Annotated in this window: 15 protein-coding genes; 6 read left to right on the forward strand and 9 right to left on the reverse strand. The window is 40.4% G+C overall.

Annotated features, from left to right (window positions below):
* Positions 1 to 12: 12 nt before the first annotated feature.
* Positions 13 to 390: a hypothetical protein gene (locus NWP17_RS01025; RefSeq protein ID WP_280653058.1), complete on the reverse strand. Its 378-nt coding sequence runs from the start codon at positions 388 to 390 to the stop codon at positions 13 to 15.
* A gap of 340 nt (positions 391 to 730) precedes the next feature.
* Here NWP17_RS01025 and NWP17_RS01030 point away from each other — a divergent pair, with 340 nt between their 5' ends.
* Positions 731 to 1,894 (forward strand): extracellular solute-binding protein, encoded by a 1,164-nt coding sequence (locus NWP17_RS01030; RefSeq protein WP_280653059.1) that lies wholly within the window; start codon positions 731 to 733, stop codon positions 1,892 to 1,894.
* A gap of 111 nt (positions 1,895 to 2,005) precedes the next feature.
* On the forward strand, positions 2,006 to 2,212 hold the full coding sequence (locus tag NWP17_RS01035; RefSeq protein ID WP_280653060.1) for a hypothetical protein: 207 nt from the start codon (positions 2,006 to 2,008) through the stop codon (positions 2,210 to 2,212).
* A gap of 10 nt (positions 2,213 to 2,222) precedes the next feature.
* On the opposite strand, the gene NWP17_RS01040 is transcribed toward NWP17_RS01035, so the two are convergent.
* From NWP17_RS01040 to NWP17_RS01065, 6 genes are all read right to left on the reverse strand, one after another.
* Complete coding sequence (locus NWP17_RS01040; RefSeq protein WP_280653061.1) at positions 2,223 to 2,417, reverse strand: hypothetical protein; 195 nt, start codon at positions 2,415 to 2,417, stop codon at positions 2,223 to 2,225.
* An 81-nt stretch (positions 2,418 to 2,498) separates the two neighbouring features.
* Positions 2,499 to 3,164 (reverse strand): DUF3226 domain-containing protein, encoded by a 666-nt coding sequence (locus NWP17_RS01045; protein ID WP_280653062.1) that lies wholly within the window; start codon positions 3,162 to 3,164, stop codon positions 2,499 to 2,501.
* 2 nt (positions 3,165 to 3,166) lie between these two features.
* On the reverse strand, positions 3,167 to 4,330 hold the full coding sequence (locus tag NWP17_RS01050) for an AAA family ATPase (protein ID WP_280653063.1): 1,164 nt from the start codon (positions 4,328 to 4,330) through the stop codon (positions 3,167 to 3,169).
* Between the two features lie 116 nt (positions 4,331 to 4,446).
* Positions 4,447 to 5,049, reverse strand: coding sequence for a Uma2 family endonuclease (locus tag NWP17_RS01055; RefSeq protein WP_280653064.1), 603 nt, complete (start codon positions 5,047 to 5,049; stop codon positions 4,447 to 4,449).
* A 69-nt stretch (positions 5,050 to 5,118) separates the two neighbouring features.
* On the reverse strand, positions 5,119 to 6,249 hold the full coding sequence (locus NWP17_RS01060) for an aldo/keto reductase (protein ID WP_280653065.1): 1,131 nt from the start codon (positions 6,247 to 6,249) through the stop codon (positions 5,119 to 5,121).
* 148 nt (positions 6,250 to 6,397) lie between these two features.
* A complete protein-coding gene (locus tag NWP17_RS01065; protein WP_280653066.1) occupies positions 6,398 to 6,895 on the reverse strand; it encodes a bifunctional nuclease family protein in 498 nt (165 codons plus the stop codon).
* A 338-nt stretch (positions 6,896 to 7,233) separates the two neighbouring features.
* Between NWP17_RS01065 and NWP17_RS01070 the strand changes: the two genes are divergently transcribed.
* Positions 7,234 to 7,896, forward strand: a complete 663-nt coding sequence (locus NWP17_RS01070) for a riboflavin synthase (RefSeq protein WP_280653067.1) — start codon at positions 7,234 to 7,236, stop codon at positions 7,894 to 7,896.
* A 77-nt stretch (positions 7,897 to 7,973) separates the two neighbouring features.
* On the opposite strand, the gene NWP17_RS01075 is transcribed toward NWP17_RS01070, so the two are convergent.
* Positions 7,974 to 9,506 carry a M23 family metallopeptidase gene (locus tag NWP17_RS01075; RefSeq protein WP_280653068.1) on the reverse strand — a complete coding sequence of 511 codons (1,533 nt, stop codon included), beginning with the start codon at positions 9,504 to 9,506 and terminating at the stop codon, positions 7,974 to 7,976.
* Positions 9,507 to 9,595: 89 nt separating this feature from the next.
* Positions 9,596 to 10,408, reverse strand: coding sequence for a biotin--[acetyl-CoA-carboxylase] ligase (locus tag NWP17_RS01080; protein ID WP_280653069.1), 813 nt, complete (start codon positions 10,406 to 10,408; stop codon positions 9,596 to 9,598).
* A 76-nt stretch (positions 10,409 to 10,484) separates the two neighbouring features.
* On the opposite strand from NWP17_RS01080, the gene pgeF reads away from it, so the two are divergent.
* The 3 genes from pgeF to NWP17_RS01095 all read left to right on the forward strand — a co-directional run bounded on the left by pgeF (position 10,485) and on the right by NWP17_RS01095 (position 13,936).
* Positions 10,485 to 11,270, forward strand: a complete 786-nt coding sequence (pgeF, locus tag NWP17_RS01085; protein ID WP_280653070.1) for a peptidoglycan editing factor PgeF — start codon at positions 10,485 to 10,487, stop codon at positions 11,268 to 11,270.
* 88 nt (positions 11,271 to 11,358) lie between these two features.
* The gene (locus NWP17_RS01090) at positions 11,359 to 12,192 is read left to right on the forward strand and encodes a metallophosphoesterase (protein ID WP_280653071.1); all 834 of its coding nucleotides are present in this window, start codon (positions 11,359 to 11,361) and stop codon (positions 12,190 to 12,192) included.
* 667 nt (positions 12,193 to 12,859) lie between these two features.
* A complete protein-coding gene (locus NWP17_RS01095) occupies positions 12,860 to 13,936 on the forward strand; it encodes a tocopherol cyclase family protein (protein WP_280653072.1) in 1,077 nt (358 codons plus the stop codon).
* The last annotated feature ends 34 nt before the right edge of the window (positions 13,937 to 13,970 follow it).

Consider the following 13,970-nt stretch of genomic DNA (forward strand, 5'->3'; position numbering starts at 1 on the left):
TGTCCTCGGGTATCAATGAATTCTATCTTTCATTAACTGTTCTTCCAGAGCAGCAATGCGATTGTATGCTGCTGTTAATTGTGCTGTTAGTCGTTGTATTTGAATTTCTGGTGTTAAGTATTTATCTCCACTTTGCCGATTTATGTCTAAAGACATACCATCTGTCAAAACATCTTTATGTTCCATGTTTGGATTTAAGTTGATATGTCCTTTAAAATGCTGCTGGACTAGCTCACTATTTTCTACATAATTATTATTCTGTCCCTGTGTATTTGCTAAATAACATTCGGAGAAGGCTTGAGCAAGTTTATGATCAAGTTGCTCAACCACTTTGTAGAGGGCATCAAGTTTATGATTTAAAGTCAGGATATGTGTTTGTAATGGTTCCATTAAATACCCTTCTCCTTTTATTGGTATATTTTCTATATGTTATTCAATTTACTAGTGATATTAACTATATTTTTGAATTATTTAATTTTTGCCCGGATTGTGTCCGGATGGGCAGAGTGAGTGTTTACCGTTATATAATAAATTTAATTTAATATTTTTGAATAGCATTAATCATAATCTTGGTAAAGATAAATGAATCCATTAGCAGTTGTTATGAGCATAATAGTCTAAAGTGGTTCTTAGAGGATGTTTGCCCCTATTATTCCCAAAATACAGTCTAATAAGCAGTTAGGTTATAATTTTGTATAGTCAAAATTCCGCAGTTCCAAATCCAAAACCGATGGATCGACGCTCTTTCTTGCTGGCTGGTGGTGGACTCGCGCTTTCCCAACTTTTGTTAGGTTGTGGAGGAAGCAACCAGATAAAACTCAATGTCAAGTTATTAAAAGGTTCTATCCCCAATCAGGTAGTTTCTCAGTTTCGCCGGAGTTTAAAGCAACAGGTACAATTAAATTTTTCCCCCGTAGACCAAATACAGGATTTATTTAAACAATTGCAAAGTTGGCAAAATCCATCAAACACCACTGATGATTCATTTTGGGGTCGGTTTATACCATTTAGGTCTTCTGAACCACCATTACCATCTGATTTAGTCAGTTTAGGAGATTATTGGCTCAAAGGAGCCATTGAGAAAAAACTAATTCAACCACTAGAACAGGCGGAAATCAAAGAGTTAAAGCATTGGTGGGGTTTAGATGACAGGTGGAAGCAACTGGTAAGGCGGAATAATCAAGGAAATTTAGATACTCAAGGAGATGTTTGGGCCGCTCCCTACCGTTGGGGTAGTACAGTAATTGTTTATGATCGGGAAAAGTTCCAGGGTTTGGGTTGGACCCCCCAGGACTGGAGTGATTTGTGGCGAGATGGATTACAAAACCGAATTTCTTTACTCGATCAATCTAGAGAAGTAATTGGTCTAGTTTTAAAAAAATTGGGAAAATCCTACAATACAGAAAATCTGAACACAATACCAGATTTAGAAAATGAATTACGGGCATTAAATCAACAGGTAAAGTTATATAGTTCCCATCAATACTTAGAACCCCTAATTATTGGAGATACTTGGTTAGCTGTTGGTTGGTCAAGCGATATTATACCGATATTGGCGCGTTATCCCCAGTTAGCCGCAGTAATTCCGAAATCAGGAACAGCAATTTGGGCTGATTTATGGGTACGTCCCAAAGGAGTTAAAACAGATACTTTATCATCACAATGGATTGATTTTTGTTGGCGGACAGATACTGCTAAACAAATTTCTGTATTAACTAAAAGTAATTCGCCAGTTTTTCCTAATATTAGTGTCTCGGATGTGGAAAAACCATTCAGACCGCTGTTACAGAATAATCATCAAGTTTTTGATAAAAGTGAATTTTTGCAATGGTTACCTGCATCAGCAATAGACCAATATGAGTCTTTGTTTGCCAAAATTAAGCAAGGTTTTTGAGAAAGAGGTTTTAAGAAAACATGAGTGTCATGAACAGAATAATAATGGTGAAGTAGTTATTCTCATAGCAGTAGTGAAATTGTCATACTCTTGAGTATTTGTAGGAAAGCCATGACACCAGAAGAATTTTTAGAAAATTTGGCCACAGCAGCAACAGATCCCGAAAAACTAATAGTTGTTGCTCAATACCTAGAAACAACTGCAATGGATAATGCAACCACCCCAAAATGGCGCAGAATTCCTTATAGTTCTGAGATTGAGATGGCCCTTATCAATCTGGCCTTTCATTTAGAAACTCTTGCTGAAGGGAGAAACTAATATTATTGCTTCAATGGCCTTGTTTAATCCACTGTCGCGCGGCCTTCTCCGCAGCTTCCGGGCTATAGTAAATCTTATGCTCACCAAAAACTGCGCCTCCCGGAGTAACCAAGCGGAATTGCCAGTACTCTTGTTGCTGTGTATAAAACACTGCCAGGGTAACCTTATGAATGCCAACAATTAAATGAATTTTGATGGTACTCATTGCTGATGTTTGAACGTCTACCGTTTTTTTTATGATTTTCAGACTAACAAATATTATGCGATCGCCATATATATTACTATGTTATAAATCATACATTTTTTCAAACCAGGTTATAAATACCTGTACCCTTGGATCTTGCGGATTGAAAATATTATATTTAATAGCTTGATGTATTTGTCTACCCGGCTCTTCTTGCCATGCTAACCATGTGTAAATTGCCGCCTTCTCAATATAGGAATCTTTAAATTTTGCTCCTTGTTTTTTTGCCTCCCTTGCTACCTTTTGAGCATATTGCCACAAAGATTCACCCTGCTGAGGAATCATATAACCTAAAAATGTTTCTAGCATACCTGGTATAATATTATCTGGCATGATCCAAACTCCAAACTTCTGTCCATCTGGTGTATTAACAATTAAACCTGTTTCTGGTATTCTTTCAGGAATATCTATACTATTGTGATTGCTAAGACTTGACAAAATAGTATCTCTGAGACTTTGCCAACGTGAATCCGCATCATCATCTGCATCTACCATCAACCCTAAATGTGTGAGTCCTCTAGCCTGTAATTCTGTAGATATAAGGTCTGAAGTTATATTTGTGAAACCACCACATTCCTCAATTAATACAATTCCTTGTTTTTCATTATCACCCCAATAAATTCCATTTTTTTCAATTAATTCTGGTATAACTCGTAAATCATCTTTACCCTCAACTAATAGTTTTTTACTTTTATGATGTTTTGCCATTGCTAACGTACCTCAATTTCTCTTTGAGCAGCAATGACTATTTGAGGTTCTGTAAAAACTATACTTCTGTGTTTGTATTTTTCGATTCTATGAATTTTAATACCATCATTAGACATATCTTCCTGTTTTACAATATCGGTTAAACTTCGCCAACAATCATTATTATGTGTAGTCGCAAAAACTTGTACATTTAATCTTTTGGCTGTTTGCCAAATCATTTTCCACATATCGGACATGGTAGTAAAATGGAGTCCTGTATCTATCTCATCTATAAATAAATATCCATCTTTGGCGCATACTGTAGCTAGTATAATTCCTAAGATACGCCAGATACCATCCCCCATACTACCAATTGGTACACGCTGTTTAGTATCAGCAAGACGTACAAAAAAACCACTACGTGACTCAGGGTAACTTAATCTCCTCATTTGACTAGCTTTTTGAACATTAGCTGAAGCAATACGTTCAATTTTATGATCAATAATTCTCAAGGCTTCCGTTACCAATTCTTCTTCAGGACTTAACACTACTTTCTCAAATAATTCTGTCATTTTGGCAGTAGTTAAGGAAGAAGAATTAATAAATATAGTTTTGGGTGCTTTATTTTTTCTATCCCGGCTAGAACGTTTAATAAATTTTACATCTAGACCATTGTCATCTGACAATGGTAAATTTAAAACTTCTTCTTCTTCCTCTTTGCGATTCCAAGTGACTCGAAAGTTGAAAATTTTGATGTCACTTGATAAATCCTCAAAAATTTTCTGTTTTATTTCTTCATCTAAATCATGAGTATTTAAATCAGATAAATCAAACTGAATATGTGATTTCCGTTCGCCTATAGTTATATAAAATTCCTCCTGAAAGTTAGCATTAATTCCTGAGATTGAAAATGCACTGTCTATCTGAAATTCATGGTCATGAAATAAGTGACAAATATCAAGTTCACGTTCCTGTAGGAGATTATCACTCCAAAAATACTCGCCTCGGTTGAGCATCATTTCACCAAGTGGCTCAAGATTAGTCCGTGAGCATAAAAGCTGAATAGCTTCTAATATAGATGTTTTGCCACTATTATTTTCACCTACGAGCAGATTAATTCTACCTAGCTGCTGAAGCTCAAAAGATTTGAAACATCTAAAATTCTCTATTTTTACGTTCTTCAACATAATTTTTAATTGGGAAGCAACAAACAGTTATAATGTAAATCATCGTCTTGTAGCGCGAGCATCCTGCTTGCTAAAAATGTAACTCAATTGGGCAAAATTCGCTATAAGTACCAACTTCAACTCGATTCTGTGACATTAGATTCTACCAATTCAAATTTAACCTTGTTGTATAAGTCTGCTAAGGAAATTTCCCAAGGTACGGTATTAAATGCGATCGCTTGATCCTCTGCATCATACTCACGCAGTGACCATTGTTTTTTCCCAGTCTTAAAATATTGCTCTACACGGATTTGAGTTTGGTCTATGTGTAGATATTCTTGAAATGTAGAAATAGTGCGGTAAGCCTGAAATTTATCTTCCCGGTCATAGTCCTGGGTAAACTTTGATAAAACCTCAATTATCACCCGTGGGTTAAGGACTACATCTTGACGGTTGTTGAAAAACTCCGGTTTACCTGATATAATCATCACATCTGGATAAGTATACATACGCTTTTCCGGTATCCATAAACGAATATCACTCATAAAAACTTCGTAATCCTGCTGTTTGAAAGCAAAATTTAAAGCAGCGTAAATATTGCCTGTGATTCGGTTATGATTAACTGTTCCACCCGCCATTGGAATAATTTCCCCATCAATATATTCGCTTTTATAATCAGCAGCTTCTTCCAAAGCCAAGTATTCTTCTGGGGTATAGTATCGCCGTTGTATTGCTTGCATTGTTCTTTCTGATAGCGATGTCTACCAACATTTTAACCTGTTCAGATCAACAAACTTAATTAAAGTACATTATTGCCATAGTCTTCTTTTAGTTTTTCCGCTTAATCTTTGGTGAGCATCATCTAACAAACCAGGAATATTTAAATTTTCTGGACACCGGGGTAAACATTCACCGCATTCTGTACACTTGTTAGCCTTCATCCCTGGGAACCAATGACCAGCATTTTCAAACATTCCATAACGATATTTTCCGTATTCTTGCATATCGTAAGCAACAGCTAAATTTCTTAACCGCAATACTTCTGGAATATTGATATTTTCTGGACAAGGTAAACAAGCATAACACTGGCTGCATTGTTCAGTTTTTAAAGCTGCTTTTTGCTGTTCTGTTAACTTTTGGAAAGCTAAAGTTTCCGACTGTGTTAATTTGTCACCACTATCAGCAAATTGTAAAGGTTCGATTAATTCACCTGGAGTAGCTGCGCCTAAGCTCAAAGTAGTAATGCGATGGTCACTGAGTAAAAAACGATAATTTAATTCTAAAGGTGAATAAGGTTGACATAAATCTATTAATGTTTGGGAAGGGGTGTAAAGGCGACCTCCTTTATCAGCCGGGGAAATGATGAAAATACCCATGTCTTTTTCAGCAGCTAACTGAATTGCTGGAGCGTGGCGCTGGAAAAAATAGTAATAATGCAGATTGACAAATTCAAAAAAATCTGTTTTAATAGCCGCCAGGATTACATCTAATGAACCGTGGGTAGAGAAACCAACGTGGCGCACTCTACCATCATCCAGGGCTTCTTGAACCGCTTTCATACAGCCGCCCTTAGCCTCTACCCACTGGAGATGTTCCCAAGTATTTAAGCCATGAATTGCCAAGCAATCCAGGTAATCCAGATTTAATCGTCTCAGGGACTCATTGATGTACCGATCCATACTATCACCATCAACTGTGGGAGTGATTTTTGTGGTGATGTAAATCTGAGAACGGGGTACTAATAAGCCGCTTTTAATAGCTGCACCCAGATACTCCTCGCTTTTGCCATAACCCCTGGCTGTTTCTAGATGATTTACTCCCATGGCTAAAGCTTTGCTGATGGTTTGTTGGGCATTTTCGCTACTAGCCAGGTAGCGCATTGTTCCTAAAGAAAAAACCGAGAAGAGCAGGTTAGTTTTACCAAAGCGTCGGTATTGCATAAAACAGCGAACAAAGAACCAGTTTTTGAGGATTTATTCAGCCAAGCCCAATCATGGGTGTATACACCGTAGGAAGAAGGACAGGGCGACAAGTGCAATTTTTTTTCTGTATTCTTGTGCTTGTTCCTGCTTCCTACTTTTGACTCATTTAGCTTTCAGTATTACCAAAGCGCTTAATCAAGTCCTCTGGACGCAGATTAGAGATAAATTCACGGAAAGCCTGCTGTTCCGCCTCATCAGCATCCCGGTCAACAGGGATGGAAGCATCAGAAATCACTTCTTCCATCACCCAAATAGGGGAATTAGTCCTAAGCGCCACGGCGATAGCATCGCTAGGGCGAGCATCAATTTCTTTTTTGATTTCGCCTTGCTGGACAATTAAAGCTGCATAAAATGTATCCTTTTGTAAGGAGTGAATGATTACCTTTTCCAGAATCATGGAACATGACTCTAAAAGATTAACAATTAAGTCATGTGTTAGCGGTCTAGGAGGCTTTTGATTTTCTAGCGCACCCATAATTGCCCTAGCTTGCTCTTGCCCAATATAAATTGGCAAAGCGCGTCGATCTGAGGCATCCTTCAAAAGTACTATGGGACTGCGGGTTATGGCATCTAATGCTATGCCTGCGACTCTCATTTCAATCATTGCCTTAGCCTCTACAATCCTTGATGTGATTGGGTGCTGTGTAACAAATATACCCTAGTATGGGGTAACTTGGGGACGGGAATAAACATAACCATTGTTCTCTATAATTGCTTCTATTAAACTCCGAACTTGTTGTGAACACCAGAGTAGGTCAAAGTGGTCTATATAGACAATAACCGGCTTAATCAAGTATGTCTTGTGAAAGATGGAAATGTGTTCATAAATCTATAATAAAAACAGTCAGGAATTATACTTAAATTTTCTGGATTAATGTCAGAATTACAGTAGATTTTGGACATAATTAGGCAATAAATAGAATTAGTTTGCAAAAAAAAGCCGTGTTTACAGGATTAGTTCAAGCTTTAGGAAAAATGAAACCCCTAGGGGGCGACAGTTGGCAGATTAGCTTAATAAGTCAGTCCTCTGCTGAGATTATGCAGGATTTGGCTTATGGCGATAGCGTAGCGGTGGACGGGGTTTGCTTAACAGTGGAGCAAATTTTAAATAATGGGTTTATGGCTACTGCTTCACCGGAAACTCTACGCCGGACAACTTTAGGTCATGAAGAAACACAACAGAGGTATGTGAATTTAGAAGCTTCTTTGCGGGTTGGTGGTAAAGTGGGCGGTCATTTTGTCATGGGTCATGTAGATGGTGTGGGTCGTATGGTAGAGTCCGCACAAACGGCTAGTTCCTGGGAGATGACTTTCACAGCACCCGAAGCGATCGCCCGGTATATTGTTCCCAAAGGTAGTATTGCTATCAATGGTGTGAGCTTGACAATAGCTGCATATGATCCAGAATTATCTCAATTTACAGTGGCAGTTATTCCCCTCACCTATGAAGAAACAAATCTCCGTTATCTTGTCTCTGGTAGTTGGGTCAATTTAGAAGGGGATATTTTAGGTAAATATGTAGAAAAATTCCTTTCTTTTAGTCAACAACAGCCGAAAAGTGAGATGTTAACACCAGCCTTTTTAGCAGAACATGGGTATTTGTGATGGGGGGTTAGCTAGAGACGCGAATCATCGCGTCTCCAAAACATTCAGGCTTGACCTTTGATTTCCGCCTTGGGCTACTAGCTGTCTGGTTGTTGGCTAACTCGAGCCGTTTGTAAAGCTTGTACCAGCTGATTAAGGGCTACTTGTAATTGTACACCTGAGTCAACAGCAACCCAACCTTGTGGGTTAAGATGACGGACTTCAAAGTGTAGGTGAGGACCCGTGGAATTACCAGTGCTACCAACTCGACCAATAACGGTTCCTTTTTCTACCCTTTGACCGGGTTGAACAAATAGCTCTGATAAATGACCATAAAGGGTTTGTTGGGCGGAAGGGTGGTTGAGAATTACAGTTAAACCATAACCCCCCAGCCAGTTAGCTGTTTCCACCTCACCAGCTGCGGCCGCTACTACCGGTGTACCCATGGGCGCACCTAAATCTGTACCAGCGTGGAACCGGCGATCGCCTGTAATGGGGTGAATTCTCCAACCAAATACAGAAGTAATGCGAGCGGGTATAGAGAGAGGAAACATCATCCCTCGGTGGTTAGCATAGGCGAAACCACCAGTAAAGGGAATTTGTGGCAGTACCGATGCTAAAGGAAAATCATAAGCTACCCTACTAGCGCGGGGTGCAATATTGCCAGATGCCATTGGTGGCGGTAGAGTTTCGCCATTGGAGGCCATGGGAGACCCAATGGCGGTTGTGGTGGCAAAATCCCCGGGTTGAGGGATAAACCGATTCGGGCGATAGGCCGTTTTTGTTGTATTACTAGATGCGGTTGTTTGCGGCCGCCATGTATTGTTACTCTTTTTGGTGGCTAATGGTGTAACAGTGGCAACCTTAGCTACTTGAGTATTTTGGCTGGCTTTCAGCCAGTTGGGGGTTGTTTTACCCTCAGAGTTAGCTAAACTCTGATTGGGTGCGGGTGTTTGGGGTGCGCCTGCACAAGTATTGCTTGATATACTTTGCCCCGATGGTAAAACAGTCTCACAACCACTAGAGCGTTCTGTTAGCACCACCGATTTAGGTGCTTGGTAGGTAGCTGTAGTGTTGACATTATAGTTGATTGGGTCGATATAGGCGTTATTATAATCCTTGGTTTTCTCCACTGTTGTACTTGTGACCCTGTTTGTGTTTCCGGGTCTGGCAACTTCTGGGAGTTTTTCAGGCAAGGTACTGGGTTTAGTGGGTTGGGCTACCTGTATCCTTGGTTTCTCCAAAGTCACATTTGCTTTAGGTGGGGAAACTGGTTTTCTACTCCGGAGTTTCTGTATTAGGTCAGCTTGCCGTTCTTCCAGGTCTGACTCTGGTGTAGATATAGCGGAAGTATCAGTATTTTTTTTTACTGGATTATTTCCCACTGCTGTTGACTGGGAAGTTTCCACAACGGGAACAGTGGGAACAGCGGGAACAGCGGGAACAATATTATCTATAGCCGTTTCTGTTTGAGCAACTGCTAACCCGCCACCTAAGAAGCTAACACTACTGAGCAAAAAAAAGCTTTGTGCTGGTAGTGTAGATACGTAGATGTGGAATAATTTCCCGTAAGGATAGCGTTTTGATGAATTCTGGAAATGGTGATGGGTAGATTGATGGCGCTGCGTCATTGTTTCTCTCAGTTGTTTTCAATTAGTCTAAAGAGATGATCTCAGTGGTTTGTGTTGCCCAAAGAGCGTATTTTTTAACAAACCTAAAGTCAAACCGAAGATTCTCGGTAACCCAAACTGATTGTACCGGGTTCTAGATAAATTTCTGGTATTTTTATCTCATCTGTTTTCTTAGTTGCAAAAGATACATGGAGTTTTCCTTGTGAAGTTACGCCCACCACAGTGCCTAAAAGATTATTGATGTATACCTGATCACCGATATTTGTCAACAATTCTAAATATCGAGACAAGAGTACACTTACTCCTTCTTGGCAAAGACAGTTCATACCGGATTTTATTCCCAGTAAAACTGTGGCGGTGAGTGTTTCCAGACAAGAAATAGCCCGGTGAGGTTGGGAAGCTTGCCAAGACTGGAGATTGATGCCAGTATCAGGTACTGGGTTAGCCCAGTTAATACCAACGCCAATCACTGCTTGGGTGATCTGTCCATGGAGGACCTTTGTTTCTGTCAAAATACCCCCCAGTTTGCGACCATGCAATACTAAGTCATTAGGCCATTTAATGCCTACCCCTACGCCGCACTGACGCAATTGATCCGCAATTCCCCAAGCACTAGCTAAAGTCAGCTGATAACCATCAGTAGCTCCTAGTTTAGGAATAATGCCCACCGAAAGATATAGTCCCCCGGTGGGAGAAATCCACTGACGACCCCATTGTCCTCTACCAGAAGTCTGCTGAGTAGCAATGACAATGGAGTAAGGATCAAATCCCCGTGTGAGCAAATCCCAGAGAGTCTGATTAGTTGAAGAAACACTGTCAAAAATGTGTAGGTAAGATGGTAAATAACCATACTCAATTACCGAGTGTAGGGCAGTTTCCAAGAGTTGCCGATTAAATCTCACCGCAGTTAACCGAAATCCCGTTGTTCACGTTAGCATTAATTGATTGATTGTGATTTTTGTTGAGGTTGGGTTCAAGATGCACATTTGGCACTGGCACCATTGGCAAGGGTTATCTTATCTAACTTGTAGTCTTCTGAATGATTGGCATCACGGCTTTTTTACTCAACAGTTTTGGCCGCGTACTCCTGAAGATTTGACAAAAGTGCTGCACCCAGATGCACAAGCATATCGCTTGAAGCAGGTACATGGCAATATAGTTCTTACCCCCCAAGAAATTGCAAGTCAGACTGGAGAAGAAAATTCTGGCTTGGTCTTGGGGGATGGTGTCATCACTGAAAAACCACTACAAGCTGTTTGGGTAGCCAGCGCAGATTGTACACCTGTATTAATTGGTGATGTAAAAACTGGGCAAGTGGCGGCACTACACGCCGGTTGGCGGGGGACAGCTAAGAAGATTGTTCCCCTAGCCATCGCCAGACTGCAAGAACGAGGTACTAACCTGGATGATTTACGCATTGCCATGGGACCAGCCATTGCAGGTGAAGTTTACCAAGTTTCAGTGCAGGTAGCAGCGGAAGTTGGCGCTAGTATTACACCAATACCAGAGGAACAGCAGATTATCGCTGCTTTACAGGACTTACCCAACTCACCTTTGTTAGCAGACCCCAACCCGGGAAAGGTGAGGTTAGATGTGCGACGAGTTAACGCTTTACAACTGGAAAACTTGGGTGTTAGCCCGGAACAAATAGCGATCGCTCCTTATTGTACTTACCAAACTCCAGAATATTTCTTTTCTTATCGTCGGGAGCAACAAAAAAAAGTGCAATGGTCGGGAATTGTTAGTTTGACTCACCCACGCTGATCAAAGTTGGCGGATGGCAGGAAATAATTTTTACAGTTACAGTTTTTGATAAGCTGTAAACACTGGTATAAGGAGTCTCTGTTACACTATGCACTGGTTGTTTACGGGGCGTTTAAGTATAGATGAATTAAAAGTTAAGATTGCGGACCTCCCACAATCTTTGCACGGTACAAAGCTGGTACATTTGACAGATTTCCACTATGATGGTGTCCGACTATCTGAAGAACTTTTACAACAGGCGATCGCTGCCAGTAACGCAGCTAACCCAGATATAATTGTCTTAACTGGCGACTATGTAACCGACGACCCTAAACCAATTAACCAACTAGCTTTAAGACTGAAAGATCTACAAAGTCGGTGTGGTGTTTACGCTGTCCTTGGCAATCATGATATACATTACAAGCACTCAAAGGCCGAAGTAACATCAGCCCTCACCAGCATTGGTATTCATGTATTGTGGAATGAAATTGCTTATCCTCTCGGTCCACAGTTACCAATAGTGGGATTGGCTGATTATTGGTCAAAGGAATTTCAACCCGCTGTAGTGATGAACCAACTCAATTGTCATACACCCAGGATTGTTTTATCCCACAACCCAGACACTGCTGAAATTTTGCAACAATGGCGGGTAGATTTGCAACTATCTGGACATACCCACGGCGGTCATATCGTCTTACCAGGACTTGGCCCTGTGATTGTTCATTATCAAAAGCTACTAAAACAACTTCCGCAAAAACTGCAACGTTGGCAACCATTATCACTGGGTGACTGCTCAAAGGTAGTAAAACATTGGGAGTGGGCAAAAGGTTTCCATCAAGTGTCGAATAATCAGTTATACGTCAATCGCGGCTTAGGAACTTATCGTCCAGGGCGTTTATTTTGCCCACCTGAAGTGACCGTCATTACCTTAATGACCCAATAGTTATTTATTCGTAAACCGCCATAAGTTACGATAAAAAATCATCAGTAACCCACGGCGGTTGATTAAATATCCAGTTGTTGGACACTCCCCGTCCCAAAGGATCGGGGATTCTGTTTAACGCGGACAATCGCAACCGCCGCTCTCAAAATTGAGCATCCCTAATCATAACAAAGACAACAAACACAAAAAACAGGTATCTATGGCTATAAACTCAAAAAACCTCCAGAGGAAACAAATAAATAAAAACTAAAGTATTTGGGGGTGAAAAACAAACAAAAAGAAACAAACTTTGAGTGGATGCAACAAATAGAGTAACAATTGTGAGGTGATTACAGCAGAAGGTACAGCCTGCTTAATAAAACCTAGACAAAGCTAGACTTTACTTCTTACTTCAACGGGAGCATGGAAGCAGTTATCCCTAGGTAAGCTTTCACACTTTAGCCAAACGCGATAACTTGAAATCAATTACGGCATTTAGATCCCTGTCCATCTCAAAAATGCAACTTAGGACAAGCTCTAAAAATATCCGTTACTTTTAGTTGAGTTCTAGTTTTGCACCTTGAGACTAATCTAGCATCATAATTTCATTTATGTGAAGTATTTACCAAACTTGAACAGCATTAACCTGTTGTAATAACTTAGTAACTTTTCTTAACCTTTTAGCCATATGCTTCAATTTACCGAAACCCCTCATAGTGGATACCATTGGGATGGTAGTAGTCGCCGTTTCTTTGAAGGTTGGTATTACCGGGTAACCCTACCCCATTGCGGTCAAACCTTCGCTTTTATGTACTCCATTGAAGACCCCATTGGTGGTCAACCCCATAGTGGAGGCGCAGCCCAAGTTTTAGGGGCAAATGATGAGTATATATGCCGTACCTTTCCTGATGTGAAAAAATTTTGGGGTAGTCGAGATATTCTCGCATTAGGTCATTGGGGTAAAACCGACCTCAACACTCAACCTCTGTACCTCCCACCGGCGGAGTTTGCACGTCATATTCAAGAAGGCTATCAAGCTACAGCCAGCTTAAATCAAGGAGCGATTTATGATCCTGGTACGGGTAATTATTGCCGTTGGCTATATGAAATTCAGCCCATATACCACTGGGGAAATCAAAATAGTATTCAGCAATCAACCGCAGGCTGGCTATCATTTTCGCAAATTTTTGAACCTGGATGGCAAATTTTAATGGCACATGGTTTAGCCAGTGGTTGGATTGATTGGAATGGTAAAATTTACGAATTTACCAACGCCCCAGCCTACGGAGAGAAAAATTGGGGGGGTGCTTTTCCACAAAAATGGTTTTGGTTGAACTGTAATAGCTTTGATGGGGAACCCGATTTAGCCTTAACCGCCGGTGGTGGTAAGCGCGGAGTATTGTGGTGGATGGAATCTGTGGCCATGATTGGGTTGCACTATCAAGGCAAATTTTATGAATTTGTTCCCTGGAATGGAACGGTGGAATGGGATATTCAGCCTTGGGGTAGATGGCAAATGACGGGGAGAAACTTAGATTATGAAGTTAAATTAACGGGAATCACCGATTTACCTGGTACACCCTTGCGTGCGCCTACGGCAAATGGTTTCTTATTCTGTTGTCAGGATACCATGCAAGGAAAGTTAAATTTGGAGTTAAGAAAGTTAAGTGACAGAAAATCTCACACCATCCTCACAGCACATAGTTCTGTTTGTGGTTTAGAAATAGGCGGCAGTTCTTGGGATAATTCTTGGCAGTCTAGCTAAGATTAATGCTATAATCATGCACACTATATATTTT

It is taken from the genome of Chrysosporum bergii ANA360D (assembly GCF_029891735.1).
GTDB classification, from domain to species: Bacteria; Cyanobacteriota; Cyanobacteriia; order Cyanobacteriales; family Nostocaceae; genus Umezakia; species Umezakia bergii.